We start from the raw sequence: 25,194 nt of genomic DNA, 5'->3' as shown, positions 1-25,194 counted from the left end.
TTTTGTCGTCCGATCAGACCTGGATGTAAACCACATGGGTATGGGTGTATTCATACAAGCCGTGCTTGCCGTCCGCGCCGCCAATACCAGACTTGCGCGCCCCCGCATGGAAGCCCTGCATCGCTTCGAAGTTTTCTCGATTGATGTAGGTCTCACCGAAATCGAGCTCATGGCTGGCGCGCATGGCCGCGCTCAGGCTGCGGGTGTAGATCGATGAAGTCAGGCCGTATTCGCTGTCATTGGCCAGGGCAATGGCTTCGTCCAGGTCGTCGACAATCTGGATCGGCAGTACCGGGCCGAAGATCTCCTGGCGCATGATCGCCATCTCGCCGCCGCACCCGGCCAGCACCGTCGGCTGATAGTGAAAACCCTGGCCCTTGTCGGCCACCGCGCCGCCCGTGACCACTTCGGCCCCCTCTCCCTTCGCGACCGTGACCATTCGCGCAACCTTGTCCAGGGCCGCCTGGTTGATCAGCGGCCCCATGTCCAGATTGTCCTCGGCCAGCGGGTCGCCGTAGCGGGTCGCGGCCATCGAGGCGGCAATCTGCTCGATGAACCGATCGGCGACCTTGCGCTCGACGTACACCCGTTCGGCGCAATTGCAGACTTGCCCTGTGTTGATCACCCGCGAAGCCGTGATGGCCTTGACCGCGAGGTCCAGGTCGGCGTCCGCCAGCACGATGGCCGGCGCCTTGCCACCGAGCTCCAGGTTGAGTTTGGTGATGTTTGGCGCTGCCGCCGCCATGATTCGCGAACCGGTGCCGACGCTGCCGGTGAAGCTGATCAAGTCGATGCCGGCATGACGGGTCAGGTCATGCCCCACGGTCGCCCCCGTGCCGCTGACAACGTTGAACACACCGGCCGGCAGGTCGGTCTCAGCCACCAGGCGAGCAAACTCGAAGCAATTGATAGGGGTTTCTTCGCTGGGCTTGATCACGATGGTATTGCCGGTCACCAGCGCCGGGGCCATTTTGCGAGCAATCAGGAAGAACGGGAAATTCCACGGCAGAATCCCGGCCACTACGCCCAGGGGCTTGCGCAGCAGGAAGATGCTTTCGCCGGCACGGTCGCTGGTCAGCACCTCTCCCTCAAGGCGCCGCGCCCACTCGGCCATGTAGTCCAGGTAATCGGCGGTGAAGTTGACTTCCACCCGCGCCAATCCCAGCACTTTGCCCTGCTCGGCGGTGATGACATGGGCGAGGCGTTCGGCGCTGTCGCGCACTTTTGTGGCGATTTTTCGCAAGTAACCGGCGCGCTCGATGGCCGGACGGGCAGCCCAGCTTTTTTGCGCCTTGCGCGCTGCGGCAATGGCCGCTTCGACTTGCTCGCCACTGGCTTCGGGGACCCGTGCGAGCAAACGGCCGTTGGCCGGGTTGCGCACTTCGATGCTTGGGTCGCTGGGAACAAAAGCGTTGGCGATGAAGTTCTGGTAATCGGTGATCTCGGTCATGTGCTTGCTCTCGCGTCAGGGTCGAAATAATGCGGGGGCGCTCATTTGGCGGTGAAGGTCTTCCAGACCCCGCCTTCTTGCTGCAGGTCGTGGGCGCGCTTGATCAGGTATTGGTGGATCTGCTCCACCTGTTCCGGCGTGAAGGCGTCGGCAAAGGACGGCATGCCGTCCGGCACTCGGCCGCCGTAGAGAATGCCGAGGAACATCTGGTGTTTTTCCGCCGTCAGCTTGCGCAGGTCCGGCAGCACACCGCCGCTGACCGCGTGGATGCCGTGGCACTGAGAACAGTAGCCGTCGTAGAGCTTGCCGCCGGCCTCCACTGCCGCCAGGTCGCCGGTCAGGGGTGGCGGTTTCGGGGCGTCGGCGAGCGGCGCCGGCTCGTTGAGTTTCGCGGTGCCGCCCAATTTATAGGTCAACACCTGGGAGAACGGCCGAACCCCGGCGCGTAGGGACAAGGCTCCGGCGAATGTCGAGAAGGCACCGCCCCAACCGGCCATGAACGTCACGTACTGTTCACCGTCCACGCTGTAGGTAATCGGCGCCGCCATCACACCGCTGGCCGCCGGCTGCTCCCAGAGTTTCTTGCCACTGTCGGCAGCGTAGGCGATCACACGGCCGTCGGCGCTGCCCTCGAACACCAGGTTGCCGGCGGTACTCAAAGTCCCGCCGTTGAAGATCGTCACATAGGGCACTTCCCACGCCGGTTGCTGCTTGACCGGGTCCCAGGCAATCAGTTTGCCTGACCAGCCCTTGGCCATTTCCAACAGCCCATCGGCGTCCTCCGGCATCATCCCGGTGCGCAGGCCCAGTTGGTACATGCTCTTGAACGGGTTGCGCTTCGGCGCCTCGGGGATGTGCTCGTAATAGGCGGACATGATGTGCGCGGGGATATACACAAGCCCGGTGTTCGGGTTGTAGGACATCGGCTGCCAGTCATGGGCGCCCCAGAACGCGGGCGTGACCAGTTTACGTTTGCCGTCCTTCCAGTACGCGGCATTCTCGTCATCGACGATGGGCCGGCCCGTCTTCATGTCCATGCCCTTGGTCCAGCTCTGGGGCACGATGCCCTTGGCGGACAGCAGCTCACCCGTGGCGCGGTCGATCACGTAGAAAAAACCGTTCTTCGGCGCTTGCATCAGCACCTTGCGCGGCTTTCCGTCGATCGGCAGCTGCGCAAGGATCATGTGCTGGGTAGCGGTGTAGTCCCAGGCGTCACCCGGCGTGGTCTGGTAGTGCCAGGCGTATTCCCCCGTATCGGCATTGACCGCGACGATGGACGACAGGAACAGATTGTCGCCCTTGGCCTGGCTCCGCCATTTCGGGTCCCACAACGAACCATTGCCCACGCCGATGTACAGCAGGTTCAGATCCGGGTCGAACGCAAACGAGTCCCAGGCCGTGCCGCCACCGCCTTGGGCCACATAGGCGTCGCCGTGCCAGGTCTTGGCGGCGATTTCCATGGCCTTGTCTTCGGGCGGCAGCTTGGGGTCACCCGGCACCGTGAAGAAGCGCCAGGCCTGCTTGCCGGTCTCGGCGTCATAGGCGGTGACATAACCGCGTACGCCGAACTCGGCGCCGCCATTGCCGATCACCACTTTGCCGTTGACCACGCGCGGCGCACCGGTGATGGTGTAGCTGCGCGAGTGATCGGCACGGGTGTCCACCGACCACGCCCGCTGGCCGGTCTTGGCGTCGATGGCCTCCAGGCGACCATCGAGCACGCCCACGTAAACCTTGCCCTTCCACACCGCGACGCCCCGGTTGACCGCATCGCAACAGGCCTCGCCGGCGCGGTTGCGGTCGGACTTGGGGTCGTACTTCCAGATCAACCTGCCGTCGCGGGCGTCCAGGGCGTAGACCACCGAGAACGGGCCGGTGGTGTACATCACGCCGTCGACCACGATAGGCGTGGCCTCGACACCGCGATCCAGGTCCAGCTTGTAGCTCCAGGCGAGCCCCAACTGGTCGACGTTCTGGTCGCTGATCTTCTTCAACGGGCTGTAGCGTTGTTCATCGTAGGTGCGACCGGTGCTCATCCAGTTACCGGGCTCCTGGTCGGCGGCGATGATGCGCTTGCCGTCGACATTCGCCGGCATGTCCTGGGCCCAGCTCGGAGCAGTATTGAGGGTAAGCGCCAGCACGACATATAGCGCCTTGAGGGGAGCGCGAAGGGGCGCGTTCCGAGAAGCAGTAGGCACGGCGAGGCCAATCTGTGTCATGGGAGGACTCCTGATTCTTATTAGTAGCGAAGCCATTGCGCTGCGCACTCAGGCAGGAGCAACCCCCATGCCACCGTCGGGAAATGCTCTGCAAGCCCCGTTCTACGGGGGCTGCGCTTGGTTTAGCGGGTTGCGAAGACGTGCGACAGTTGTCGCATTCACCGTGACAGCTGTGCCAGACGTGCGCCAGGTTGCACACGATTCGTGAAGAAAGCGGTCACACGCTGTGCCTTAGCACCTTGGCGCGAGGGCCCTAGAATAAAAGCCACCATCAGCAGGAGAGCCAAGCGATGTTCGCCTCATTTGAATCGGGCCGATGCCAAGTCAACGGCATCACCGTCAACTACCGCAAAGGTGGGAGCGGCCAAGGTCTGCTCTTGCTCCACGGGCATCCCCAGACCCACGTCATGTGGCACAAAGTCGCCGAACCCCTGGCGGAGCATTTCACCGTGATCGCGGCGGATCTTCGCGGCTACGGTGACAGCGACAAACCGGCAGGCGACGCAGAACACGTCGCCTACTCCAAGCGGCAAATGGCCCTGGACGGGCTCGAGCTCATGCGCGCGCTGGGGTTCGTGAAGTTTGACGTATTGGCGCATGACCGAGGCGCACGCGTGGCCCATCGCATGGCGATGGATCACCCGGATGCAGTGAAGCGCTTGATCACGCTGGACATCGCTCCGACACTGGCGATGTACGAGCAAACCAACGAAGCGTTTGCCCGCGCCTATTGGCACTGGTTTTTCCTGATTCGCCCGGCTCCGTTTCCCGAAACGCTCATCGAGGCCGATCCGGAGCTCTATCTGCGCAGCGTCATGGGCACTCGCAGCGCTGGCATGGCGCCTTTCACTGATTCAGCATTGGCCGAATACCTGCGCTGCCTGTCACTCCCCGGCGCAGCTCATGGTGTTTGTGAAGACTACCGGGCAAGCGCCAGCATCGATCTGGAGCACGACAAGAGCGACCGACAAGCCGGCCGAAAACTCTCAGTGCCATTGTTGGCCTTGTGGGGAGCGGACGGCGTCGTGGGCCGTTGCTTCGATCCGCTGAAGGAATGGCAAAAAGTCGCGACCGATGTGCGAGGGAAAGCGTTACCTTCGGGGCATTACATAGCGGAAGAAGCGCCGAAGCTTTTGCTGGACGAGGTGCTTGGATTTTTGCTCCCTTCGATCCCCCGAGGCCGGTAATTTACAGGCGGCAACCGTTCCTACAACGCCTGCCGGCAAATTCCTGGACACTGGGGCCCAATCCATCATCACCTCGACCGTGCATTCCGGCCTGGACGCCGTCGGCTTGACCACAGCCTTCGCAACGGCGTTGGGAAATGCGGGCATCAGTTGCAACGTCATCGCGGCTTACTACCACGACCACTTTTCGTGGGGCGGGAAGATGAAAAGCCATCCCTTAGCGCTCCCGCCAGCCACTGCCTCTACACCCACCCCTCAAGCCGCAACGTGGCGCGCACCAGGCGTTGTTCTTCGTTTTCGATTTCCTTGAGGTTTTCGCAAATGCTCTGGATGTGGGCGATGGCCGCCTTGCGTGCCTGCTCCGGCAGGCGTCCGGTCACGGCGTTGTAGAGCCGGGCGTGTTGGCGGTCGATCTGGCGCTTCTGCGGTTCGCGGTGGTAGAGGTTGTTGACCGATGCGAACACCGAGCTGAGCAGCAAGTCCGTCAATGAACGCAAGGTCTGCACCAGCACCGGGTTATGTGAGGCCTCGCAGATCGCCAAGTGAAACGCATGGTCGAGCCGGGCGTGGACGCTGGCCTCCAGGGGATGGCTATGGGCGTCGAGCATGGCCTCGTAGCTGCGGGTAATCAGTACGAAGTCAGCCTCGGTCCCGCGCAGGGCCGCCAAGCGCGCCGATTCGCCCTCAAGCAGGCTGCGCACTTCAAACAAGTCATAGAGTGTGCGTGGCTGCGAGCTGAACAGGTGCATCAGCGGCGACTCCAAGCCATGCCCAGCCAGGTCGGCCACGAAGGACCCCTTGCCCTGCTCGGTCTTGATGATTCCGCGGGCGCGCAACAGCTTCAGGCCCTCGCGAAGCGCGGTACGGGAGACGCCGAGTTTTTCTGTCAACCGGCGCTCCGAAGGCAACAATTGCCCGGTCTTGAGTACGCCATCGACAATCAGGCGTTCGATGCGCTCACAGACGACGTCGGCGACCTGCGGGTTGCGGCTCGTTTCCACGCTTTCCATCGAATCTCCCACTGGTATGACCAGATTCAGACCAATGTAAACGTCCGTTCGGACATGCTGATAAACCATTGCCCTATAAGGCTTTTACCCTATAGCCCATGAGAACCGGCTCAAAGAACTGGTTCGACCAGCTGAACACCCCATAGACAGTAGAACGCGTCGGCCTAATGATGCAAGTCAGCCGTATCGGAACAGACCTCTAATAAAAACAACCGAGTGTCGCCTACGAACGATGAATATTCTCTACGACGAACGCGTCGACGGCGCCCTGCCTGACGTCGACAAAAACGCGCTTCTGCAGGCCTTGCAAACCCAGTTGCCCGACCTGGAAATCCTGCATCAGCGCGAGGAGCTCAAGCCGTACGAATGCGACGGGCTCTCCGCTTACCGCACCACGCCCATGCTGGTGGTGCTGCCGCGCCACATCGAAGAGGTCCAGGGCGTGCTGCGGCTCTGTCATGAGCGCAAGGTCCCCGTCGTTGCCCGTGGCGCCGGCACTGGTTTGTCCGGCGGTGCGCTGCCGCTGGAAAAAGGCGTGTTGCTGGTAATGGCGCGCTTCAACAACATCCTGCACATCGACCCTGCCGCCCGCACCGCACGGGTCCAGCCGGGGGTGCGTAATCTGGCGATTTCCCAGGCGGCCGCGCCGTTCGGCTTGTACTACGCGCCGGACCCCTCCTCCCAGATCGCCTGCTCGATCGGTGGCAATGTCGCGGAGAACGCCGGTGGCGTGCATTGCCTCAAGTACGGGCTGACCGTCCACAACCTGTTGAAGGTGGACATTCTCACCGTCGACGGCGAACACCTGACGTTGGGGTCGCAGACCCTCGACTCACCCGGGTTCGATCTGCTGGCGTTGTTCACCGGTTCCGAAGGGATGCTCGGGGTGATCACCGAGGTCACAGTCAAACTGCTGCCCAAACCGCAAACGGCCAAAGTCCTGCTGGCGGCCTTCGACTCGGTTGAAAAGGCCGGCCGCGCCGTGGGTGACATCATTGCCGCCGGCATCATCCCGGGCGGCCTGGAAATGATGGACAACCTGGCCATCCGCGCCGCCGAGGACTTCATTCACGCCGGCTATCCGGTAGACGCCCAAGCCATCCTGTTGTGTGAGCTCGACGGCGTGGAGGCCGACGTCCACGACGACTGCGATCGCGTGCGCCAGGTATTGCAGCAGGCCGGCGCCACCGAAGTGCGCCAGGCTCGCGACGAGGCCGAGCGCGTGCGTTTCTGGGCTGGACGCAAGAATGCGTTTCCTGCGGTGGGACGCCTCTCGCCGGATTACTACTGCATGGACGGGACCATACCGCGTCGGGAACTGCCCGGAGTGCTTCGCGCCATCGCGGCGTTATCGACCGAACATGGCCTGCGGGTGGCCAACGTTTTTCACGCGGGCGACGGCAACATGCATCCGCTGATCCTCTTCGATGCCAATCAACCGGGTGAGCTCGATCGCGCCGAAGCCCTGGGCGGCAAGATCCTCGAACTGTGCGTGAAAGTCGGTGGCAGCATCACCGGGGAACACGGCGTGGGCCGGGAAAAGATCAACCAGATGTGCGCGCAGTTCAACAGCGACGAATTGACCGTGTTCCACGCCGTCAAAGCCGCATTCGATCCGAGCGGCCTGCTCAACCCTGGCAAGAACATTCCAACGCTGCATCGCTGCGCCGAGTTTGGCGCCATGCACGTCCACATGGGTCAGGTGCCCTTCCCTGAACTGGAGCGTTTCTGATGGGCAGCGAACATGATTTCGACGACAGCGCAGCGCTGCTGCAGCAGGTCAACCAGGCGCTGGAAAGCGCCACCGCGCTGCGCATCCAAGGCTCCAACAGCAAAGCGTCACTTGGACGCAGCGTCGCCGGTGAGGTCCTCGACACGCGCTCGCACCGAGGCATCGTCAGCTACGATCCGACGGAACTGGTGATCACCGTTCGCTGCGGTACGCCACTGGCTCATCTTTGCGAGGTGCTGGACGCGGCGCAGCAAATGCTGCCTTGCGAACCGCCCTCCTTCGGCGAGAACGCCACCGTGGGCGGCATGATTGCCTGCGGGCTCTCAGGGCCCCGGCGCCCCTGGTCTGGGTCGGTGCGCGATTTCATTCTCGGCACACGGGTCATCACCGGTCACGGTAAACACCTGCGTTTCGGTGGCGAAGTCATGAAAAACGTCGCCGGCTACGATCTGTCGCGCTTGATGGCCGGCAGCTACGGCGCGCTGGGCGTGGTGACCGAAGTGTCCCTCAAGGTCCTGCCAAAACCGCGGCAAACGTTGAGCATCAGCCTGGAAATGGACGCCGCCCGGGCTTTGTTGCGCCTCGCGGAATGGGGCCAGCAACCACTGCCCATCAGCGCGGCGTGCCACGATGGCGAGCGCCTGCACCTGCGGCTCGAAGGTGGCGAAGGCTCGGTCGCCGCGGCCCGCGACCGTCTGGGCGGCGAGTGGCTGGACTCTTCGTACTGGCAGGATCTGAATGAACACCGGTTGAGCTTCTTCGATGAGGATCGCCCCCTTTGGCGCCTCGCCGTGCCCAATGGCACGCCTCGACTGCCCTTGCCGGGCGTTCAGTTGATCGATTGGGGCGGCGCCCAGCGCTGGCTCAAATCCGCTGCCGAAGCGACCTTTATCCGCTCGCTCGTCGAACAAGCCGGAGGGCATGCCACCTGCTACACGCCTGGCGTGACCGACACCCCCTTCCAGCCGCTGCCCGACGCGCTGATGCGCTACCACCGGAACTTGAAGCAACAACTCGACCCGCGTGGCATCTTCAACCCCGGTCGCCTGTACGCGGAGCTCTGAACCATGCAGACCAACTTGAGCGACAACGCCCGCCAACTGCCTCGCGCCGAAGAAGCCGAACGGATTCTGCGAAGTTGCGTGCACTGCGGCTTTTGCAATGCCACCTGCCCGACCTACCAATTGCTGGGCGATGAACTGGACGGCCCGAGGGGGCGCATCTACCTGATCAAGCAGGTGCTCGAAGGCAACGAAGTGACCCGCAAGACCCAGGAACACCTTGACCGTTGCCTGTCATGCCGCAACTGCGAAACCACCTGCCCCTCCGGCGTCGATTATCACAATTTGCTGGACATCGGTCGGGCGGTGGTGGATGCGGCAGTCCCACGCTCACCTGGCCAACGGCTGCTTCGCGAGGGATTGCGCGGCGTGCTGCCCAATCCAGGATTGTTCAAAGGGCTGGTGAGCAGTGGCCAGGTTTTCCGTGCCGTGCTGCCCAATGCGCTGCAAGCCAAACTGCCTCGCAACACTCATCGGGCAAAGCCACGACCGACCCTGCGCCATGATCGGCAAGTGCTCATGCTCGAAGGCTGCGTGCAACCGAGCCTGTCGCCCAATACCAATGCCGCCGCCGCCCGGGTACTGGACCGGCTGGGAATCAGTGTCACCCCGATTCGCGAGGCCGGCTGCTGCGGTGCGCTGGATTACCACCTGGATGCCCAGGCCGCCGGCCTCGATCGAGCCCGACGTAACATCGACGCGTGGTGGCCGGCCGTCGAAAGCGGTGCCGAGGCCATTGTGCAAACCGCCAGCGGCTGCGGCGCCTTCGTCAAGGATTACGGGCATCTGCTCAGCACCGACCCAGCTTATGCCGACAAGGCCGCAAGGGTCAGTGCGTTGTCCAAGGACCTGGTCGAAGTACTGCGTGACGAGCCACTGGACAAGCTCGGCGTACACAGCGATCAGCGCCTGGCCTTCCACTGCCCCTGCACCTTGCAGCACGCGCAAAGGCTTGGGGGAGCGGTTGAAGCCATCCTCGAGAAGCTCGGATTCAACCTCACGCCGGTGCCCGACAGTCACTTGTGCTGCGGCTCGGCGGGCACCTATTCGCTGACCCAACCTGCACTGTCCCGGCAACTGCGGGACAACAAGCTCAATGCGCTGGAAAGCGGACACCCCGAGATCATCGCCACCGCCAATATCGGCTGCCAGTCCCACCTCGACGGTGCTGGCCGAACCTCGGTCCGGCACTGGATAGAATTGGTCGAAGCCGCGATGCCTTGACCGAGCACTGGGATTCAACAGGCTTCGCGGCCCGCTTGTATTCAACCCCCGGTCACACTGCAGCAGCCGCAACCACCCTGGAACGCCAGGCAAAAGCCAGCACCATCAGCAACCCCAGGGCCGCCATCGCTGCTCCGGCCAGGGAGATCGCCGGATAACCCAACCCCGCGTTGATCACCGCGCCTCCCAGCGCCGCGCCAATCGCGTTGCCCAGGTTGAAGGCACCGATGTTTACCGCAGACGCCAGGTTAGGCGCGTCCTTGGCGGCTTCCATCACGCGCATCTGCAAAGGCGGCACCAAGGCAAAGCTGGCGATGCCCCAGATCAGGATGGCTACCGCGGCCGGCAGCGGCCAACGCATCAGCACGGTAAACGCCAGCAGGACAACAATCAGTATGCTCAGCGATACGATCAGCGTGCGGTCTATCGAGCGATCGGCGGCCTTGCCGCCCCACATATTGCCCAGCGTCAGCCCGACACCGAACAACACCAACATCGCGGTGATGAAAGGGGTGCGAGCATGGGTCTCGCTGCTCAGGATCGGGGCGATATAGGTGAAGACGGTGAACATCGCACCTGAACCGACAACGGTCAGGGCCAATGCCCCCAACACCGGACCACGGCCCAGCACCCGGATTTCAGCCAACACACCGATGCTTTGCGGCGTCGGCACGTTGGGCAGGGCGAACCACAGCGCGGCCATCGCCGCCACGCCCAGGCCAGTAATGCCCCAGAATGCCGTGCGCCAGCCGAGCAGTTCGCCAAACCAGGCGGCCAGCGGCACACCGCCGATGGTCGCCAGGGTCAGGCCCATGAACATGGCCGCGACCGCTCCGGCACGTTTCTGCGGCGCGACCACGCTGGCAGCGACAATAGAGCCAACGCCAAAGAACGCTCCGTGATTCAGTGAGGTCACCACCCGGGCGATCATGAGGCTGTAGTAGTCGGTCGCCAGCGCTGACATCAGGTTTCCGAGGGTGAAAATCGCCATGAGCCCGATCAGCAGATAACGTCGGGGAATCCTGCCGGTGGTCAGGGTCATCAACGGCGCGCCGAGCAGTACGCCGAGGGCGTAAGCACTGACCAGCAGGCCGGCGGAGGGAATGGAAACGCCCAGATCCGCAGCGATGCCCGGCAACATGCCCATCGGCGCGAACTCGGTAACGCCGATGCCAAAGGCACCAATGGCGAGTGCAACAAGCGGTGGATTGATACGCATGGAAGTCTCCTCATCTATGTCGCAAATGCTACGATGCGGACTTTCAAGGCGGTAGATAGCCTTTCTGGCATACACCTTTGCGTGCGGAGCACAAATGGACTTCAACGGCAGATCAGGGGAAATGGCTGTGTTCGCCACGGTGGCGCAGGAAGGCAGCCTGTCGGCCGCCGCGCGCGTATTGGGGCTGACGCCCTCGGCGGTCAGCCGGACCATCGCGCGGACCGAACAGCGTCTGGGCACCCGCCTGCTGTTGCGCACCACGCGGGCGATCACCTTCACGGCCGAAGGCGAGGCTTACCTGCGCGGCGCTCGGCGGATCCTGGCCGACATGGCCGAGGTCGAAGAAGCCGTCGCCGACCAGGGCGTGCCCCGGGGCCGCTTGCGCGTCAGTGCCGCCCTCGGTCACGGGCGGCAAGCCATCGTTCCCTTGGTGGCGGCCTTCAGCGCCCGCTACCCGAACATCGTCGTCGACCTCACCCTCGGCGACGAAGTGGTCGACATCCTCGGCGGCCAGGCCGACGTCGCGGTGCGGTTTGGCCACTTGCCCGACAGCCCACTGACCGCGCGCCGGATCGGCGACACCGGCCAGGTGGTGGTGGCTTCGCCCGCCTATCTAGAGCGCCATGGCACACCCCAGGAACCGGAAGACCTGCTGCAACACAACTGCCTGCGCTTCAATTTCCGTCGCGCCGAACCCAACTGGCCGTTCATCCGCGACGGCGAAGAATTTTCCCTGAAAGTCACCGGCAACATCGAATGCAGCAGCGGCGAGGCGCTGGCACAACTCGCGCGTGTGGGCGCCGGCATCGCCCGTATCGGCGAGTTCACCGTGGCCGAGGATTTGCGGCGCGGCGATCTGGTACCGCTACTAGGTGCCTGGAACCCCGGGGACCGGGAACCGATCCACGCAGTTTTTGTTGGCGGGACGGCAATGCCAGCGCGGGTGCGGGTATTCGTCGATTTTCTGCTGGAGCATCATCGACTGTGAGCGTAGCCCGGGGGACCAGGCGGCCTAGCGTCCGAACATTCGCACCAGAACGTCGCCTTCCCCGCCACGCCGCCGATGGATCAGCACCATGGCGACGTGGCCGATGATCAGTAGCAGCAGCAACCAACCCAACCAGCTATGCAGGAGGTTCGCGGGCAACATCATCCATTCGACTTTTTCATCGAAACCCGGCATCAACGGAATGCCCAACGGCGAAAAAGCCCGCCCGGAGCCGTATTGCCGGACCAGTGCGATCAGCGGAATGATGATGACCAGGGCATACATCGCCAGGTGTCCCAGTGTCGCTGCGATGCTCAGGGACGCGGGCCTATGGCCGCGATTGTGCAAGGACCAGCACGCCCGCAGTATCACCAGAAGTATCAATACGAACCCGAGTGTCTTGTGGGTGCCCCACAAAAATTTCTCGACGGCCGTGTCCTCCAGCAGAAGATGGGAAAACGCCGTAGCAAATTGCCACGCAAGCAAGGCGGCCATTGACCAGTGCAGGAAACGACTGACTGTTCCGTAGCGAACATGGCTGTCGTGTAGTTGCCAGTTTGATGAAGTCATCGTGCAAGCCCAGTGAGTGATCATCGCAATGATAGATCATGCTGTCCGGTGACGGGCCGTCCTACGGCCGTACCCTGCCGCAATCAAGCTGCTTGGCTGTAGCCTCGCGTTCCTGCCTGCACTGCCCCGGCTAGTTTGGCTTCGCAACGGTAGGCACGGTCATCCGAGCAAAGACATACAGCAGCATGCCCGCCAGGATGAGTGCCCCGCCGCGCAGCCAAGTGCTCATGTCTTGCTGACTCAGCAATACGAGACAAGACAGGATGGCTAGCACGGGTACCCACGTAGGCGTCTGATAATGCTCTTGTGCGACCTTGTCCTTGCGTAACACCAGCACCGCTATGTTGGTGCTGAGGAAAACGAACAGTAAGAGCAGAACCACGGTTTGCGCCAGGGTAGCCAAGGTCCCCGTGAGCGTCAGTGCGATTGCTACGAGGGTCGTTGCGACAATGGCCGCCCACGGCGTGCGCCGGTGGGGCAGTACCTTTTCCAGGAAGTCTGGCAAGAGGCCTAGATTTGCCATCCCATACGTGAGACGACTGGCCATGATCATGGTCAGCAGCGCCCCGTTGGCCACTGCGATGAGCGCGATGAACGCGAACAGGCGAGGCGGAATATCTAGCCCGGACGCACGGACCACCTCAAGTAACGGCGCCGAGGTCGCGAGCAGTTTCTCCGTGGACAGTACTGACGAGGCTGCGACCCCAACGGCCATGTAAACGACGCCCGCGGTTATCAGCGCCGCAAACAAGGCGCGGGGGTATACCTTGCGGACGTCCTTGATCTCTTCCGCGAGGTTGGCGGAAGTCTCAAAACCCACGAACGAATAGAACGCGAGCAACGCAGCGCTCAGGACGGCGAGCATCGGGCTGACTCCAGGCTTGAATTCCAGCGACCTTGCGAGTTGCGCTTCGCCAGAACTGAAGAAACTCCCCGCCGCGACGATGACCAGGATCAGCCCAGACAGCTCGATCACGGTCATCACCATATTCGCCCCCAGGGATTCCTTGATCCCTCTGGCATTCAACAGCGCGATGACCAACAAGAAAATCAGGGCTGCCACGTGGGCGGGTACTTCAATGAACGCTGCAAGGTAGTCCCCCGCGAAAGCCAGCGAGAGACCGGCAGCGCTTGTCACCGCCGCGGCGAGCATGCAAAAACCGACCAGGAACGATATCAACGGTGATTTGAAAGCCTTTTCGGCAAACACCGACGCTGCGCCCGCGTGAGGGTATTTCGAGACCAGTTCGGCATACGAACCCGCCGTCAGCATTGCGAACAATAACGCGATCAGCAACGGGACCCAGATCGCGCCGCCGACTTCCCCAGCGATGGTACCCGCCAGCGCGTAAACGCCAGCGCCCAGCACATCGCCAAGTATGAACAGAAACAGCATCGGCCCCGTGACAGCGCGACGCAAAGAGGTCTTGGATTGGGACGTGTTTACTTTCATTGAAGGCTCTGTCACAGATGTGAATGCGCGAAGGTATTCAAGCGTCATGCCTGCGCACAACGTCTGCACCAGTGGAATGGATTCGTAGGGTAAAAGTTCACTAGATCACCCGTGACCTACTTAGCCCATAGCCAAACGAACGGTTATCCATCCAATGCCAACTAGCCGTGCCGTTTGCTACCCAGCACCAAAGCAACACCCCCCAGTACGGCGACGGATGCCAAGACCATCCTTACGCTCAGGCTTTCACCCAGAAATACGATACCCGCCAGCGAAGCCAGGATGGGCACGCTCAACTGCACGGTCGCGGCTTGAAACGCCGCAAGATGACGCACCGCGACATACCAGACCGCGTAGCCGACGCCTGACGCCAGCGCGCCGGAAAGAACCGCATAAAACACACCCAGCGCATCCCAACGCAGCGTTGAGAGAAACGGCAAGCTTGCCACCAGGACCAGGGGAATCGACCGCAGGAAATTGCCGGTTGTGGTCGCCAGCGGATCGGCGACAGTTTTGCCAAGCAGCGAGTAGATTCCCCATGCCAGCCCCGATAACAGCATCGTAAGCGCGCTAACGGGGTCGGGAGCGGCTGCGCCTGGCAGCAGCAGACTGACCAGGCCAGCCATCGCCAACAAAAACCCAACGATTGCCCGCGTATGCATCCGTTCGCCTTTGAACAAGCCAAACAGAACCATGCTCAGTTGAACCGCGCCAAACAACAACAGCGCCCCCGTCCCGGTCTCCAAATGACGGTACGCGAAAGAAAAAGCAAAGACGTAAACGAACAAGGCTGCGGCGCCCTTCCAACTGCCTTTGGTTAGGGTTGAGGACCGCCTCATCAGGCACATCAGCCCTAACACCGAGGCCCCGCTGACCAGCCGGACAACGCTGAAGCTCGCGGCATCGATATCAGTGTGCTTGAGCGCCAGGCGGCACAGCAATGAGTTAGCGGCGAAGGCGAACAGGGCGAAACAGGTCATCGCTACCAATCTGGCCGATGCTGACGAGTTGGACGCCAGTGTGGGGTGTTTGCTTATTGTCATGGTCGATCCCAATGCCCAGGCAGGCTCTTAGAACGTTCGACGCCACCGCGCCCGTTGAAACAGGTTCAACTACGCTGGGCTTATAGTCGTCTCTGTACCGATCGGTCAATACAACTATCTTCCTACGACCCTCGGATGAGCTTCTCCCATTTGTATCCTTCAACGCGCACGCATGGGTATGATTGCCGCTCAACCGGTTGGAAATGGCCCATGGGAAAAAAGAACGCCGTCGTCGCTGCCGAACCTGCTGAAACCAGCACCAAGGAGCGGATACTGAAAGTCGCTGCGCAATTGTTTTCGACGCGCGGGTTTCACGCGACCGGCATGGCTGAGTTGGAAAAAGCCACCGGCCTGGCTCGAGGCGCGCTGTATTACCACATCGGCAGCAAGGAAGAGCTCCTGTTCGAGATCACCAGCCGGTACTTGCGGGTGCTCATCGCTGAGGGCACGCCTCTGTGCGAGAGTGACCTGCCCGCGGAGGATAAATTTCGCCAGTTCTCGGCCATTGTGATGCGCACGATTGTCACTCACCTGGCCGAAATGACGGTATGTTTCCGGGAGGTGTATTCCGTCATTGGCGAGCGCCAGACCGAGTTGCTCGACCTGCACCGGCAGTATGAAAAGCTCTGGTCGCAAATCCTCAAGGCCGGCGTGAACGAGGGGACCTTCCGTACAGCTGACGCGTTGGCCGTCAAGGCTATCCTTGGCATACACCATTACAGCTACTTGTGGATCAAGCCCGGCGGCCCGCGCTCGCCGGAATCCATCGCGACGTTTTTCTGCGACACCCTCCTGCCCGGACTGAAGGTTGAGCAAGGCAGTCCCTGTAGGTCGGACTGTTGAAAAGCCCACTGACGGATCAAAAAATGTAGAATCCGCTCGCCAAAAAACCGTTCCTTCTCAACGAGCTTTGCTGATGAAGCTGGCCAGCCGCAAAAAATCGATGATTGCCTGGGTGCTGTATTTCAGCGTCCTGTTCGCATCGTTGCTGTGCGCGATGGGCCACGGGCAAATGGCCGGCTTGCGATTGAGCGGTTTGGACGGCGGACTGCTTTGCTCCACAGGCGGCGGTGCAGTCTTCGAAAGCGTGCATGATGCGCCCGCCCCGTCACTGCCCGTCGAGGCTGATTGCGTCATTGCCAGCCTGTTCGGTGCGATCCTGCTCGCGGCGTTCTTCGGGCTGCTCGCCTTGCTTGCCGGCGAACCAGCCTGGCCCTTGCCCGCACAACCTACCCGTTGCTTACCCAGGCAGCGCTGGCCCCTGATCAATCCTCGCGCCTCCCCCGCCCTGCTTCCCTCGCCTTGACATCATCACCACTAGCCGCTGCCTGACGCGCGGTCGGTGTGTGCTCATCGAATTAAGCCAGGAAGCTATTCATGTTTCGCTTGACTACTTTGGCGCTGCTCGCGGGCAGCACCTGCGCGTGGGCGCAAGACACAACCCTGAATTTACCCACCAGCTACATCAACGCCTCGGCCGACCAGCCGAAACCGGCGACCAGCCTGGACCTGGATACCCCCATCGAAAGCGGCTCGCGTCTGAACCTCAGTGCCCGGGAAAACCCGGCCTCTGTGAGCGTGGCCGATCGCAAGACAATGGAACGCATCGGCGCGCGCAACTTTCAGGATGCGGCGAACGCCCTGCCAGGCGTAAACGCTTCTGCACCGCCCGGCTGGGGCGGCTATGTGTCGTATCGCGGTTTCAACGGTGCCCAGATCAGCCAGTTGTTCAACGGCATCAACCTGCAATACGGCGGCGCAGCACGTCCGGTCGGCGCCTGGATTTATGACCGGGTGGAATTGCTCGGCGGCCCCTCCTCGTTCCTCAACGGCAGCGGTGCCGTGGGTGGCAGCCTGAACGTGATCACCAAGCTCGCCAACCGCGAGGAAGATACCTTCGAGGGCCGGATGAGCTACGGTCGCTACGACACTTGGGAAACCGCGGTCGGCTTCAATAAGGCGCTCAACAGCGGTGACGGTCCACGTCACTATGCGCGGCTCGACTACAGCCGCACCAGCAGCAACGGCTATATCGATCGCCAGGAGAACGGTGCGGGCAACCTGGCCTTCTCCCTGCTCAGCGACATCAACGACCGACTCTCCCATACGCTGGCGATCGAGTACCTGGAGGAGAAGGAAGACAGTCCCTACTGGGGCACGCCGGTATTGCAACCGCTGACCGGCAAGCTGCACATCGACAAGCACAACCGCTTCAACAACTACAACGTCGAAGACGGTCGTTACGAGCAGCGCACCCGCTGGATACGTTCAATCACCGACTACCATCTGGACGACAACACCCAATTGCGCAACACCTTCTATCACTACGACGGCCAGCGCGATTACCGCAACCTTGAGGTCTACCGCTACAACAGCGACAACAGTGCCATCGCCCGCTCCGGCGGTTACCGCCAGCGGCACGACCAGGAGGTCAACGGTGACCGTATCGAGCTGACTCACCAGGCTCAGCTGTTCGGCCTGGCCAGCGATTGGGCCCTGGGCGTGGATTACAACACCAACCAGCAAACCAACTACCCACTGTCCAAAGGTGCCTTCGATACCATCGACCCAAATGGCTTTGAGCCGGGCCAGTTTTTGGACATTCCGGGGATGGACGCACCACGCGCTAAAGGTCGCAGCACCTGGACCGATACCTCCTCGGCTTTCGTCGAGAACCGTACGCGCCTGACCGAACAACTGTCGCTGATCACTGCGCTGCGCTATGACCACATCGACTTCGAGGTCGTCGATCATGTGGCCCAGGCCAGGCTCGACAAGCGTTGGGATGCAGTCACGGGTCGCGTGGGCCTGGTGTACGACCTGACGTCCAATGTCAGCCTTTATACCCAATACAGTACGTCGGCCGAGCCGCCGGGAGGCACGCTGACCAGCGCCTCCATTGCCCAGGTGGGCGATTTTGACTTGAGCACCGGTCGCCAAGTCGAGGTGGGCAGCAAGTTCGATTTTCTTGACGGTCGCGGCTCGGCCACCGCCGCGGCCTACCGCATCGTGCGCAAGAACATCTCCGTCCCCTCCTCGACGATCCCCAACACCACCGAACAAGCGGGTCAGCAAACCTCCACCGGCATTGAGCTGGCAGCGTCGTTCAAGGTCACGCCCAAGCTATTGGCGGCCGGCAACGTCACTTGGGTCAGGGCCGAGTACGACGAGTTCAATGAAACCATCGCAGGCGTCGTGCACTCACGCAAAGGCAATAATCCGGTGAACATTCCAGATCGGGTCGCCAATCTCTGGCTGACCTATGACGTGGCTCCTGGCTGGCAACTCGGGGCCGACGCGCGCTACGTGTCGTCGGTTTACGCCAACACCGCCAATACGATGTGGGTGCCTTCCTACACCCTGTACGGCCTGTCCATGACCCACGACCTGGACAAACACCTGCAAGTCAGCGCGCGCCTGCGCAACCTGACCGACGAGGTCTATGCCCGTTTCATCCACCAGAGCAACACTCAATATTACGTGGGGGAACCGCGCAGTCTGGAAGTCGCCATGCAGTGGAAGTACTGACAAGCCTGAACGCACTGCAACAAGTCGTCTGACGGCCTGACGTGTCTGATTATGAGTCGGAGCGCAGGCCGTCCCGCGTTGGCTAGCCTGGTAGCATGGCTGAGAGCGCACTCAAATCCACTGGGTCATCACGAGGATGACAGCTGGAAGTGCCAGTCCTGCCAGCATGGTCTGGCAAGCGATGATCCCAGCCATAAGGGGGGCATCCCCTCCTAACTGCCTTGCCATGATGTAGGAGGACGAGGCCGTGGGCAGTGCTTGGAACAGAAGTGCTGCAACCGCGGCCTTTCCTTCAAGTCCGAATAGGTGGCACGCCCAAAGTGTCACCAGCGGCATGATTAAAAACTTGGTCAGCGACGAGTAACCAACCGGACGCCACCATTGCCTGATGCTTGCGAACTCAAGCGCAGCACCCACGCAGAGCAATCCGAGCGGTAGTGACATTTGCCCCAAGGCTTTGAGCATCGGCTCAATGCCCACAGGTAATCCCCAGCCCGAGAATTGGATCAATCCGCCGGCGAAGCACGCAAGTATCAGCGGGTTCAGTGCCAACTGTTTGAGGACTTTGCCCAATGGCATCCTGCCGCCTGAGCCGTACTTTGCGAAGACCAATACACACAAAATGTTCACACTGGGCACGATGGCCGCGTTCGCGACCGCGGCCAGGGCTATACCCTGCACACCGAACAAGCCCGCAGCTGCCGACACGCCCACGTAATTATTGAAACGTATCCCCCCCTGAAAAACCGAAGTGAACGCAGCATCGTCCGTGGTGATCAGCGATCTGGCGCTCAACAACATTAGCGATACCACAACAGTCGAGAATACGAGCACCGAAACCATGCTTTGAAACGGCACGCCATCAAGGTTGGCGGTCGCCAGTCCGTGAAAGAAAAGAGAAGGCAACAACACGTAATACGCCAAGCGCTCTGCCTGCGCCCAGAACGTATCCGCCAAAAACTGACGATGCTTGAGCCACGCGCCCAGCACGATCAAAAGCGCGATCGGCAACAAGGCAGTCAGCAGGGAGAGGGTCATGCGCGTGCCTTGATTTTCTGTGCCAACGGTTCGCATTCCGCAATCCGTCGGCTCATCAGCGGCATGTCTACGGTAGGTCTACTGATCATGGCGCCCCCAAAAACTCAATGACTGAGGTCCACGATAAGAGGTCGAACTCCAAAATAAAAACGTTTTAAACTTCAGTGATCAACAAGTATTACTCATGGTTAATCGGGCAAGACATGGGCTTTCACCGCGTTCGCCAGCGCTGCCGCCAGTCGCGCAAGCGGACGATCTTCGCGCTCCAGCAATACCACACGCCTGGTTTTTTGAGGGATGCCGAACGGTTGAACGGCCAGTGTTTTCAAGCTTACGACTTGATGCCGGGAGAGCGGAACGATCGATACGCCCAACCCGCTTGAGACCATCTTGATAATCGCATCCTGGCTATCCAGCTCCATGCTGGTCTCCACACGCAGCCGCATAGCGCGAAGCTCTCGCTCAATGGTTCGACCTGCCCAGGCGCGACGATCGAATCGAATGAACGGCTGGCTTTTGAGTAGAAGCTTCAAGTCCTCATGCGCGTGTGATACCGGCGCGATGATCCAGAACCCTTCCTCGTAAAGTACCGTGCTTGCCAGGCCGTAAGGGTGTGGTTTTACCGGTTCGGTGGTGATCGCAACGTCAAGCTCGCCCGCCTCTACGCGCGTGGCCAATTCGGCGGACATTCCCGACGCAACAGTGATGCGCAGGTGAGGATGTTCGGCACGCAATGCCGACAGCGCGAGAGGCAGCACGCTCGCCAGCGCTGTATGAATGGCACCGATTCTAAGCCTGCCGCGCAACTCAGTGTCGCCTCCAATCTCGGACGAGATGCCGTCGTATAAGGCTAGAATTTCTCGCGCGCGCTCAACGGCAATATGCCCAGCATCCGTCAGCACCGGCAACCGCCGTGAGCGATCAAACAGAAGTGTATTGAAATCTTCCTCCAAAGACCGGACGTGAAGGCTGATCGCTGACTGGGTCAAATGCACGGCGTCCGCGGCCCTAACAAAAGAACCGTATTGGGCAATGGCAAGCAGTGTTCGAAGTGCGCGTAGAGACATAGCCATTAATCCTGGAGATTGATGGCCGAGCTTGTCATAAAGGGATCAAGCATCAAGGGCAGGTTTCGCTGCTATTACCATGATCTCAACCAGCACCTCGGGTCGCGCCAGATTTGCCTGAACAGTGGCCCGTGCAGGAGCGCAGTCGGTTGGAAGCCAAGCATCCCACACTGAGTTCATCGCCGCGAAATCACGATCAATGTCTTTAAGCCAGATCTGTGCGCTCAAAAGCTGGCCCTTGTCGCTGCCCGCCAACGCCAACAAGGCTTCGATTTTGGCCAGCACCTGCTGCGTCTGCTCTTCGATGCCAGCCTGTAGATCAGTAGGTACCTGGCCGGAGAGGTAAAGCAGATCGCCGTGACTAACCACACCGGACATCCGCGCGTTGCTCTGAAAACGTTCAATCGTTGCCATCGGTTTTAATCCATGAACTGGGAATATTAAGGTCGGGCCGTCAACCAGCCGAACCATACGCTGGGCACCACCAAATGCCAAGGTTATGCCCAGCGCAGCTGGATTGACATCCAAGCGGGCCTTTCATGCCAACGCCTTAGGCCCGGAACAGCCAGGTTTGCGTTTCACGCCAGCGAGTCAGCCACTCCGATCAGTTGAAAGACCTCCTCTTGCGGGGGCTCGGCGAAGATGATGTTCAAGTCACGGTAACCGGAGTGATCCCCGACCAGGCTCAACTCGAATCGAGCCCCTGATGCGTCGGCTTCGTAGCTCTTCAAGTAAGTCAGGTTCTTGGCTTGATTGACAACTACATCCAAGGTGCCGTTGTACCCATTGCCGAGTCGGGTAAAGCCCAAGGCGGACACATCGATCGTGTCTTCACCCGTGGTGTAGTCCATCAGGCGGTCAGTGTGGTTTTCGGTGGCGGTACGGTAGCTGTCGCTCAGCAGGTCGAAGCGGAACACGTCGTTGTTGCCGCCACCGACCAATTGGTCCCGGCCTTCTGCGCCAATCAATACGTCATTGCCTAACGCTCCATAGAGGCGATCATCGCCCGCGTGCCCTTCGATGATTTCGCCTCGGGCGTTGCCTTGTAAACGATCGTCCCCTTCGGTGCCCACCAACCTGGCTTGCTGGAACAGGACGTTGGTTTCATCCAGCGTTTGGCCCAGATTACCCTCGAAGACCACTTCGAAGCGTTCCCCATCCGCGTTGGCCTCGAAACTCTTGAGGTAGGTCCGCGTCCCGCTTTCATTGACGCGTATCGCCAGCGTTCCGTCATAGCCATTGCCCAGCCCGAGAAAGCCCAGGGATGAGAGATCGAGGGTATCGGTGCTGGGGTCGAAGTCGGTGATTCGGTCGCTATGGGCGGTGGTTGCGGTTCGGTAACTGTCTGCGATTGACTCGTAACGGAACGTATCGGCACCGGCCCCGCCCGTCAGCAAGTCACGACCTTCCTGGCCATCGAGCAGATCGTTACCGGCCCCGCCAGAGATCGCATCGTCGAATGACGCGGTACCGGGCAAGAAATCATCATCGCGGCCACCGTCGACGTGGTGATAGCCGTCGTCGGGATTGCCAAAGCTGCGGTCCAGGCTACCGTCGGGGTTCAACTGAACCAGGGAGGCCAGGTAGCCGTCCGCGCTTGTACCTTGGCTTGCGCCAATCAATACCTTGCCGTTGGCCAGCACAATCATGTCGGCGATCGCAAAAGGAGCGTTTTGCGAGCCCCAACTCACCTTACCCTGGTCACCGAAGCTGCTGTCGAGCGAGCCGTCGGCGTTGAGTCGGGTGACGGTCGCCACGCCCCCCGAGGCGCCCGCCAGCAGGATTTTGCCGTCATCCTGGATGACGAGGGCATCCGCATGAACATCCAGGGCCAGGCTGCCCCCGTTCGCGAAGCCGCTATCCAGGGTACCGTCCGGGTTGAGGCGGGTCAGGGTATCTTGCCCTGTGACCAATATTTTCCCGTCTTCCTGCAGCGAAACGTCGATCGTGCCGCCGGGGTGAATGCCGACGGACGCTGGCAGGTGCAAGACCCCTGCCTCTGCGAAAGACGGGATCAAGGCCCCCGTCGCGTCGAAGCGGGCGATATAGATCTCCCCGGAGGGATACCCCGCGCTTGCGAAAAAGCTTCCGTCGCGTTGCACGGAGAACGACGCTTGCTGGCCTAGATTGTCATTCCAGTAAAAAGGCACGATCGCGGTGCCGCCATTCCCGAAACTCGTATCCAGGCTGCCGTCCGCCAAGGTGCGACTTACCCCCGATACCCAGGCGTCGCCGACTTGCACGTACTGCGCCACCAGGTAACCGCCTCCCGGCTGCACCGCGGCATTACCGCCGTCCTCGATATCGAGCGACACAGGAAGAAGCGATTTACCGTCTCCACTGAAGCTGCGGTCCAGGCTACCGTCGGCATTGAACCGGACCAGGCTACCGGTGAAGCCCGAGTCCTCTTCGCCTCCCAATCCCAGGCGACTATAAGCGCCCAGCCAGATAGCACCGTCCGGATCGACCGTGATACCTGCGACAGTGTCCGAGCCCCATAAGGTGGTGGCAACCATGCCTGTGTTCCGCGCCGCTGCAGCGGCGGGCGAAATGTCCTGACTCATGTCCATGTCTCCTGTAGCTATTAGGCGCCAAAAACTATAGACATGGGTCAGTCAGGTTGCCACTTTTCATCCCTCAACCGCCTATCAAGGGCATCGGCGAACCGGGCGCTCCCAGTTCCTCTACGCTGATTTCACGCATGCGGAACTTCTGCACCTTACCGCTGACGGTCATCGGAAAGTTGTCAACGAACTTGAAGTGGCGTGGCGTCTTGAAATGAGCGATCCGGCCCTTGCAGTAATCGCGCAGCTCTTCAGCGCTTGCCTGGTGTCCCTCGTGCAGCCTGATCCAAGCAACGATCTCTTCCCCATAGACCTTGTCCGGAACACCGATGACCTGAACGTCTGCCACCGAAGGATGGCTGAAGAAGAACTCCTCTATTTCGCGCGGGTAGACGTTCTCGCCCCCTCGAATGATCATGTCCTTATTGCGCCCGATGATCTTCAGATAACCCTCGTCGTCCATGATTGCCAGGTCGCCGGTGTGCATCCAGCCCGCATCGTCGATGGCCTGCGCGGTCGCCTGCGGGTTGTTCCAGTAGCCCAGCATCACGCTGTAGCCGCGAGTACACAGTTCGCCAATCTGACCGCGAGGAACGACCCGGTTCTGTTCGTCGATGACCTTGCTTTCCAAGTGCGGCTGGGTGCGGCCGACACGGGTGACTCGGTGTTCGATATCGTCGTCCGGCCCGGTCTGGGTGGAGACCGGGCTGGTTTCGGTCATGCCGTAGGCGATCTGCATCTCCTTGAGGTGCAGGTCTTCGATCACCCGCTTCATGACTTCGATCGGGCAGGTGGAGCCGGCCATGATGCCCGTTCGCAGATGACTCAAATCCAATGACTGGCGCTGCGGGTGGTCGAGCATCGCGATGAACATGGTCGGCACGCCATACACGCCGGTCGCTTTCTCCTGTGCGGCGGCCCGCAAGGTCTCCAGAGGATCGAACGCCGCACTGGGGTAGATCATTGTCGTTCCGTGGGTGACACAACCCAGGTTACCCATGACCATGCCGAAGCAGTGATACAACGGCACCGGTATTACAAGCCGGTCTTGCTCGCTGAGCTTCAGGCTTTCACCGACCATAAAGCCGTTATTCAGGATGTTGTAATGGCTGAGGGTGGCGCCTTTAGGGAATCCGGTGGTCCCCGAGGTGTACTGGATGTTGACCGGATCGTCGAACTGCAATTGTTCGCCGCGTTCGCGCAATTGCTCCGGAGCCACTCGTTCCGTCAGGTCTCGCAACCTCTCCCATGACAACATACCGGCGGCTGGCGCATCGCCAAGGCTGATCACGCCCCGCAACTCAGGCAACCGGCCACTTTGCAGTGCGCCTACGGCGCAGCGTTGGAGTTCGGGCAGCAGATCATGAAGCATCGCGTGGTAGTTGGAGGTCTTGAACGAATCGGCACAAATCAGCCAGCGGCACCCCGACTGCTTGAGGGTGTATTCAAGCTCGGTCAGGCGGTAGGCCGGATTGATGTTCACCAACACCGCTCCCACCTTGGCGGTTGCGAATTGGGCAATGCACCATTGCGCGCAGTTCGGCGACCAGATGCCGACCCGTTCACCGGCCTTGAGGCCCAGCGCGAGCAATCCTCGTGCGCAACAGTCCACCTCCTCGGCCAACTGTGCCCAGGTGTAGCGCAGCCCTTGATGCCGTACGACCAACGCTTCGCGATCGCAGAACCGTTCCACCGCTCGGTCGAACGCCGCGCCAATGGTCATCGCCAGCAAGGGTGTGGTTTGCGGTCCACGGGTGTAACTGGGGACACTCATATCTGTTCTCTCTGTACGATCCAAATGTGGTCCGGGGTTTCAACCACGGCGCTTTGTTGAATGGCTT

General features: G+C 61.1%; 20 protein-coding genes and 1 pseudogene. 9 read left to right on the top strand and 12 right to left on the bottom strand.

Translation table 11 applies throughout. The features are described from left to right. Nucleotides 1-13: 13 nt before the first annotated feature. Together aldA and ACLK1G_RS00780 are read right to left on the bottom strand one after the other, a co-directional pair. Nucleotides 14-1,450 (bottom strand): aldehyde dehydrogenase, encoded by a 1,437-nt coding sequence (gene aldA / locus ACLK1G_RS00785; RefSeq protein ID WP_420763648.1) that lies wholly within the window; start codon nt 1,448-1,450, stop codon nt 14-16. Nucleotides 1,451-1,491: 41 nt separating this feature from the next. Then, nucleotides 1,492-3,669 (bottom strand): PQQ-dependent dehydrogenase, methanol/ethanol family, encoded by a 2,178-nt coding sequence (locus ACLK1G_RS00780; protein WP_420763647.1) that lies wholly within the window; start codon nt 3,667-3,669, stop codon nt 1,492-1,494. A gap of 290 nt (nt 3,670-3,959) precedes the next feature. Here ACLK1G_RS00780 and ACLK1G_RS00775 point away from each other — a divergent pair, with 290 nt between their 5' ends. Next, a complete protein-coding gene (locus ACLK1G_RS00775) occupies nt 3,960-4,856 on the top strand; it encodes an alpha/beta fold hydrolase (RefSeq protein ID WP_420763646.1) in 897 nt (298 codons plus the stop codon). Between the two features lie 67 nt (nt 4,857-4,923). Then, nucleotides 4,924-5,166: pseudogene (locus ACLK1G_RS00770) on the top strand (hypothetical protein); the annotation flags it as partial. Here ACLK1G_RS00770 and glcC read toward each other — a convergent pair. After that, on the bottom strand, nt 5,099-5,866 hold the full coding sequence (gene glcC, locus ACLK1G_RS00765; RefSeq protein ID WP_420763645.1) for a transcriptional regulator GlcC: 768 nt from the start codon (nt 5,864-5,866) through the stop codon (nt 5,099-5,101). The pseudogene ACLK1G_RS00770 and the gene glcC overlap by 68 nt on opposite strands. 232 nt (nt 5,867-6,098) lie before the next feature. Between glcC and glcD the strand changes: the two genes are divergently transcribed. The 3 genes from glcD to glcF are packed head-to-tail and all read left to right on the top strand — an operon-like array spanning nt 6,099 to nt 9,883. Further along, nucleotides 6,099-7,598, top strand: coding sequence for a glycolate oxidase subunit GlcD (glcD, locus tag ACLK1G_RS00760; protein WP_420763644.1), 1,500 nt, complete (start codon nt 6,099-6,101; stop codon nt 7,596-7,598). Next, nucleotides 7,598-8,662: a glycolate oxidase subunit GlcE gene (gene glcE / locus ACLK1G_RS00755; RefSeq protein WP_420763643.1), complete on the top strand. Its 1,065-nt coding sequence runs from the start codon at nt 7,598-7,600 to the stop codon at nt 8,660-8,662. Before glcD ends, glcE begins: the two co-directional genes overlap by 1 nt. A 3-nt stretch (nt 8,663-8,665) precedes the next feature. Beyond that, a complete protein-coding gene (gene glcF / locus ACLK1G_RS00750) occupies nt 8,666-9,883 on the top strand; it encodes a glycolate oxidase subunit GlcF (protein ID WP_420763642.1) in 1,218 nt (405 codons plus the stop codon). A gap of 52 nt (nt 9,884-9,935) precedes the next feature. Here the strand turns inward: glcF and ACLK1G_RS00745 are convergent, their stop codons facing one another. Continuing rightward, nucleotides 9,936-11,102, bottom strand: a complete 1,167-nt coding sequence (locus tag ACLK1G_RS00745; protein ID WP_420763641.1) for an MFS transporter — start codon at nt 11,100-11,102, stop codon at nt 9,936-9,938. Nucleotides 11,103-11,196: 94 nt separating this feature from the next. Here ACLK1G_RS00745 and ACLK1G_RS00740 point away from each other — a divergent pair, with 94 nt between their 5' ends. After that, a complete protein-coding gene (locus ACLK1G_RS00740) occupies nt 11,197-12,090 on the top strand; it encodes a LysR family transcriptional regulator (protein ID WP_420763640.1) in 894 nt (297 codons plus the stop codon). Between the two features lie 24 nt (nt 12,091-12,114). Here ACLK1G_RS00740 and ACLK1G_RS00735 read toward each other — a convergent pair whose 3' ends face one another. The 3 genes from ACLK1G_RS00735 to ACLK1G_RS00725 form a co-directional block, all read right to left on the bottom strand. Continuing rightward, nucleotides 12,115-12,660: a cytochrome b gene (locus ACLK1G_RS00735; RefSeq protein WP_420763639.1), complete on the bottom strand. Its 546-nt coding sequence runs from the start codon at nt 12,658-12,660 to the stop codon at nt 12,115-12,117. A 130-nt stretch (nt 12,661-12,790) separates the two neighbouring features. Then, a complete protein-coding gene (locus tag ACLK1G_RS00730; protein ID WP_420763638.1) occupies nt 12,791-14,113 on the bottom strand; it encodes an APC family permease in 1,323 nt (440 codons plus the stop codon). Between the two features lie 161 nt (nt 14,114-14,274). Beyond that, a complete protein-coding gene (locus ACLK1G_RS00725) occupies nt 14,275-15,156 on the bottom strand; it encodes a DMT family transporter (protein ID WP_420763637.1) in 882 nt (293 codons plus the stop codon). Between the two features lie 135 nt (nt 15,157-15,291). On the opposite strand from ACLK1G_RS00725, the gene ACLK1G_RS00720 reads away from it, so the two are divergent. From ACLK1G_RS00720 to ACLK1G_RS00710, 3 genes are all read left to right on the top strand, one after another. After that, a complete protein-coding gene (locus ACLK1G_RS00720) occupies nt 15,292-15,999 on the top strand; it encodes a TetR/AcrR family transcriptional regulator (protein ID WP_420763636.1) in 708 nt (235 codons plus the stop codon). 73 nt (nt 16,000-16,072) lie between these two features. Next, nucleotides 16,073-16,462 (top strand): DUF2946 family protein, encoded by a 390-nt coding sequence (locus ACLK1G_RS00715; RefSeq protein ID WP_420763635.1) that lies wholly within the window; start codon nt 16,073-16,075, stop codon nt 16,460-16,462. A gap of 71 nt (nt 16,463-16,533) precedes the next feature. Further along, entirely contained in the window at nt 16,534-18,684 is a 2,151-nt protein-coding gene (locus ACLK1G_RS00710; RefSeq protein ID WP_420763634.1) for a TonB-dependent receptor, read from the top strand. A gap of 111 nt (nt 18,685-18,795) precedes the next feature. Here ACLK1G_RS00710 and ACLK1G_RS00705 read toward each other — a convergent pair whose 3' ends face one another. From ACLK1G_RS00705 to ACLK1G_RS00685, 5 genes are all read right to left on the bottom strand, one after another. Further along, on the bottom strand, nt 18,796-19,758 hold the full coding sequence (locus tag ACLK1G_RS00705; RefSeq protein ID WP_420763633.1) for an AEC family transporter: 963 nt from the start codon (nt 19,756-19,758) through the stop codon (nt 18,796-18,798). 152 nt (nt 19,759-19,910) lie between these two features. Further along, a complete protein-coding gene (locus tag ACLK1G_RS00700; RefSeq protein ID WP_420763632.1) occupies nt 19,911-20,789 on the bottom strand; it encodes a LysR family transcriptional regulator in 879 nt (292 codons plus the stop codon). 45 nt (nt 20,790-20,834) lie between these two features. Then, nucleotides 20,835-21,203, bottom strand: coding sequence for a RidA family protein (locus tag ACLK1G_RS00695; RefSeq protein ID WP_420764028.1), 369 nt, complete (start codon nt 21,201-21,203; stop codon nt 20,835-20,837). A gap of 164 nt (nt 21,204-21,367) precedes the next feature. Continuing rightward, a complete protein-coding gene (locus ACLK1G_RS00690) occupies nt 21,368-23,353 on the bottom strand; it encodes a M10 family metallopeptidase C-terminal domain-containing protein (protein WP_420763631.1) in 1,986 nt (661 codons plus the stop codon). 73 nt (nt 23,354-23,426) lie between these two features. Then, the gene (locus ACLK1G_RS00685; protein ID WP_420763630.1) at nt 23,427-25,127 is read right to left on the bottom strand and encodes an AMP-binding protein; all 1,701 of its coding nucleotides are present in this window, start codon (nt 25,125-25,127) and stop codon (nt 23,427-23,429) included. Nucleotides 25,128-25,194: the final 67 nt, after the last annotated feature.

The organism is Pseudomonas algeriensis, from assembly GCF_048847255.1.
Taxonomy (GTDB): Bacteria; Pseudomonadota; Gammaproteobacteria; order Pseudomonadales; family Pseudomonadaceae; genus Aquipseudomonas.
The sequence above is the reverse complement of the archived record's forward strand: the minus strand, read 5'-3'. Positions and strand labels throughout refer to the sequence as shown.

Bases quoted from the DNA above. Each gene is read 5' to 3' on its own strand.
- ACLK1G_RS00695 (WP_420764028.1), bottom strand. From the start codon at position 21,203: ATGGCAACGATTGAACGTTTTCAGAGCAACGCGCGGATGTCCGGTGTG.
- ACLK1G_RS00715 (WP_420763635.1), top strand. From the start codon at position 16,073: ATGAAGCTGGCCAGCCGCAAAAAATCGATGATTGCCTGGGTGCTGTAT.
- ACLK1G_RS00740 (WP_420763640.1), top strand. From the start codon at position 11,197: ATGGACTTCAACGGCAGATCAGGGGAAATGGCTGTGTTCGCCACGGTG.
- ACLK1G_RS00690 (WP_420763631.1), bottom strand. From the start codon at position 23,353: ATGAGTCAGGACATTTCGCCCGCCGCTGCAGCGGCGCGGAACACAGGC.
- ACLK1G_RS00780 (WP_420763647.1), bottom strand. From the start codon at position 3,669: ATGACACAGATTGGCCTCGCCGTGCCTACTGCTTCTCGGAACGCGCCC.
- glcC (WP_420763645.1), bottom strand. From the start codon at position 5,866: ATGGAAAGCGTGGAAACGAGCCGCAACCCGCAGGTCGCCGACGTCGTC.
- ACLK1G_RS00775 (WP_420763646.1), top strand. From the start codon at position 3,960: ATGTTCGCCTCATTTGAATCGGGCCGATGCCAAGTCAACGGCATCACC.
- ACLK1G_RS00720 (WP_420763636.1), top strand. From the start codon at position 15,292: ATGAGCTTCTCCCATTTGTATCCTTCAACGCGCACGCATGGGTATGAT.
- ACLK1G_RS00735 (WP_420763639.1), bottom strand. From the start codon at position 12,660: ATGACTTCATCAAACTGGCAACTACACGACAGCCATGTTCGCTACGGA.
- glcF (WP_420763642.1), top strand. From the start codon at position 8,666: ATGCAGACCAACTTGAGCGACAACGCCCGCCAACTGCCTCGCGCCGAA.
- ACLK1G_RS00730 (WP_420763638.1), bottom strand. From the start codon at position 14,113: ATGAAAGTAAACACGTCCCAATCCAAGACCTCTTTGCGTCGCGCTGTC.
- ACLK1G_RS00710 (WP_420763634.1), top strand. From the start codon at position 16,534: ATGTTTCGCTTGACTACTTTGGCGCTGCTCGCGGGCAGCACCTGCGCG.
- ACLK1G_RS00700 (WP_420763632.1), bottom strand. From the start codon at position 20,789: ATGTCTCTACGCGCACTTCGAACACTGCTTGCCATTGCCCAATACGGT.
- glcD (WP_420763644.1), top strand. From the start codon at position 6,099: ATGAATATTCTCTACGACGAACGCGTCGACGGCGCCCTGCCTGACGTC.
- ACLK1G_RS00725 (WP_420763637.1), bottom strand. From the start codon at position 15,156: ATGACAATAAGCAAACACCCCACACTGGCGTCCAACTCGTCAGCATCG.
- aldA (WP_420763648.1), bottom strand. From the start codon at position 1,450: ATGACCGAGATCACCGATTACCAGAACTTCATCGCCAACGCTTTTGTT.
- ACLK1G_RS00745 (WP_420763641.1), bottom strand. From the start codon at position 11,102: ATGCGTATCAATCCACCGCTTGTTGCACTCGCCATTGGTGCCTTTGGC.
- glcE (WP_420763643.1), top strand. From the start codon at position 7,598: ATGGGCAGCGAACATGATTTCGACGACAGCGCAGCGCTGCTGCAGCAG.
- ACLK1G_RS00685 (WP_420763630.1), bottom strand. From the start codon at position 25,127: ATGAGTGTCCCCAGTTACACCCGTGGACCGCAAACCACACCCTTGCTG.
- ACLK1G_RS00705 (WP_420763633.1), bottom strand. From the start codon at position 19,758: ATGCGAACCGTTGGCACAGAAAATCAAGGCACGCGCATGACCCTCTCC.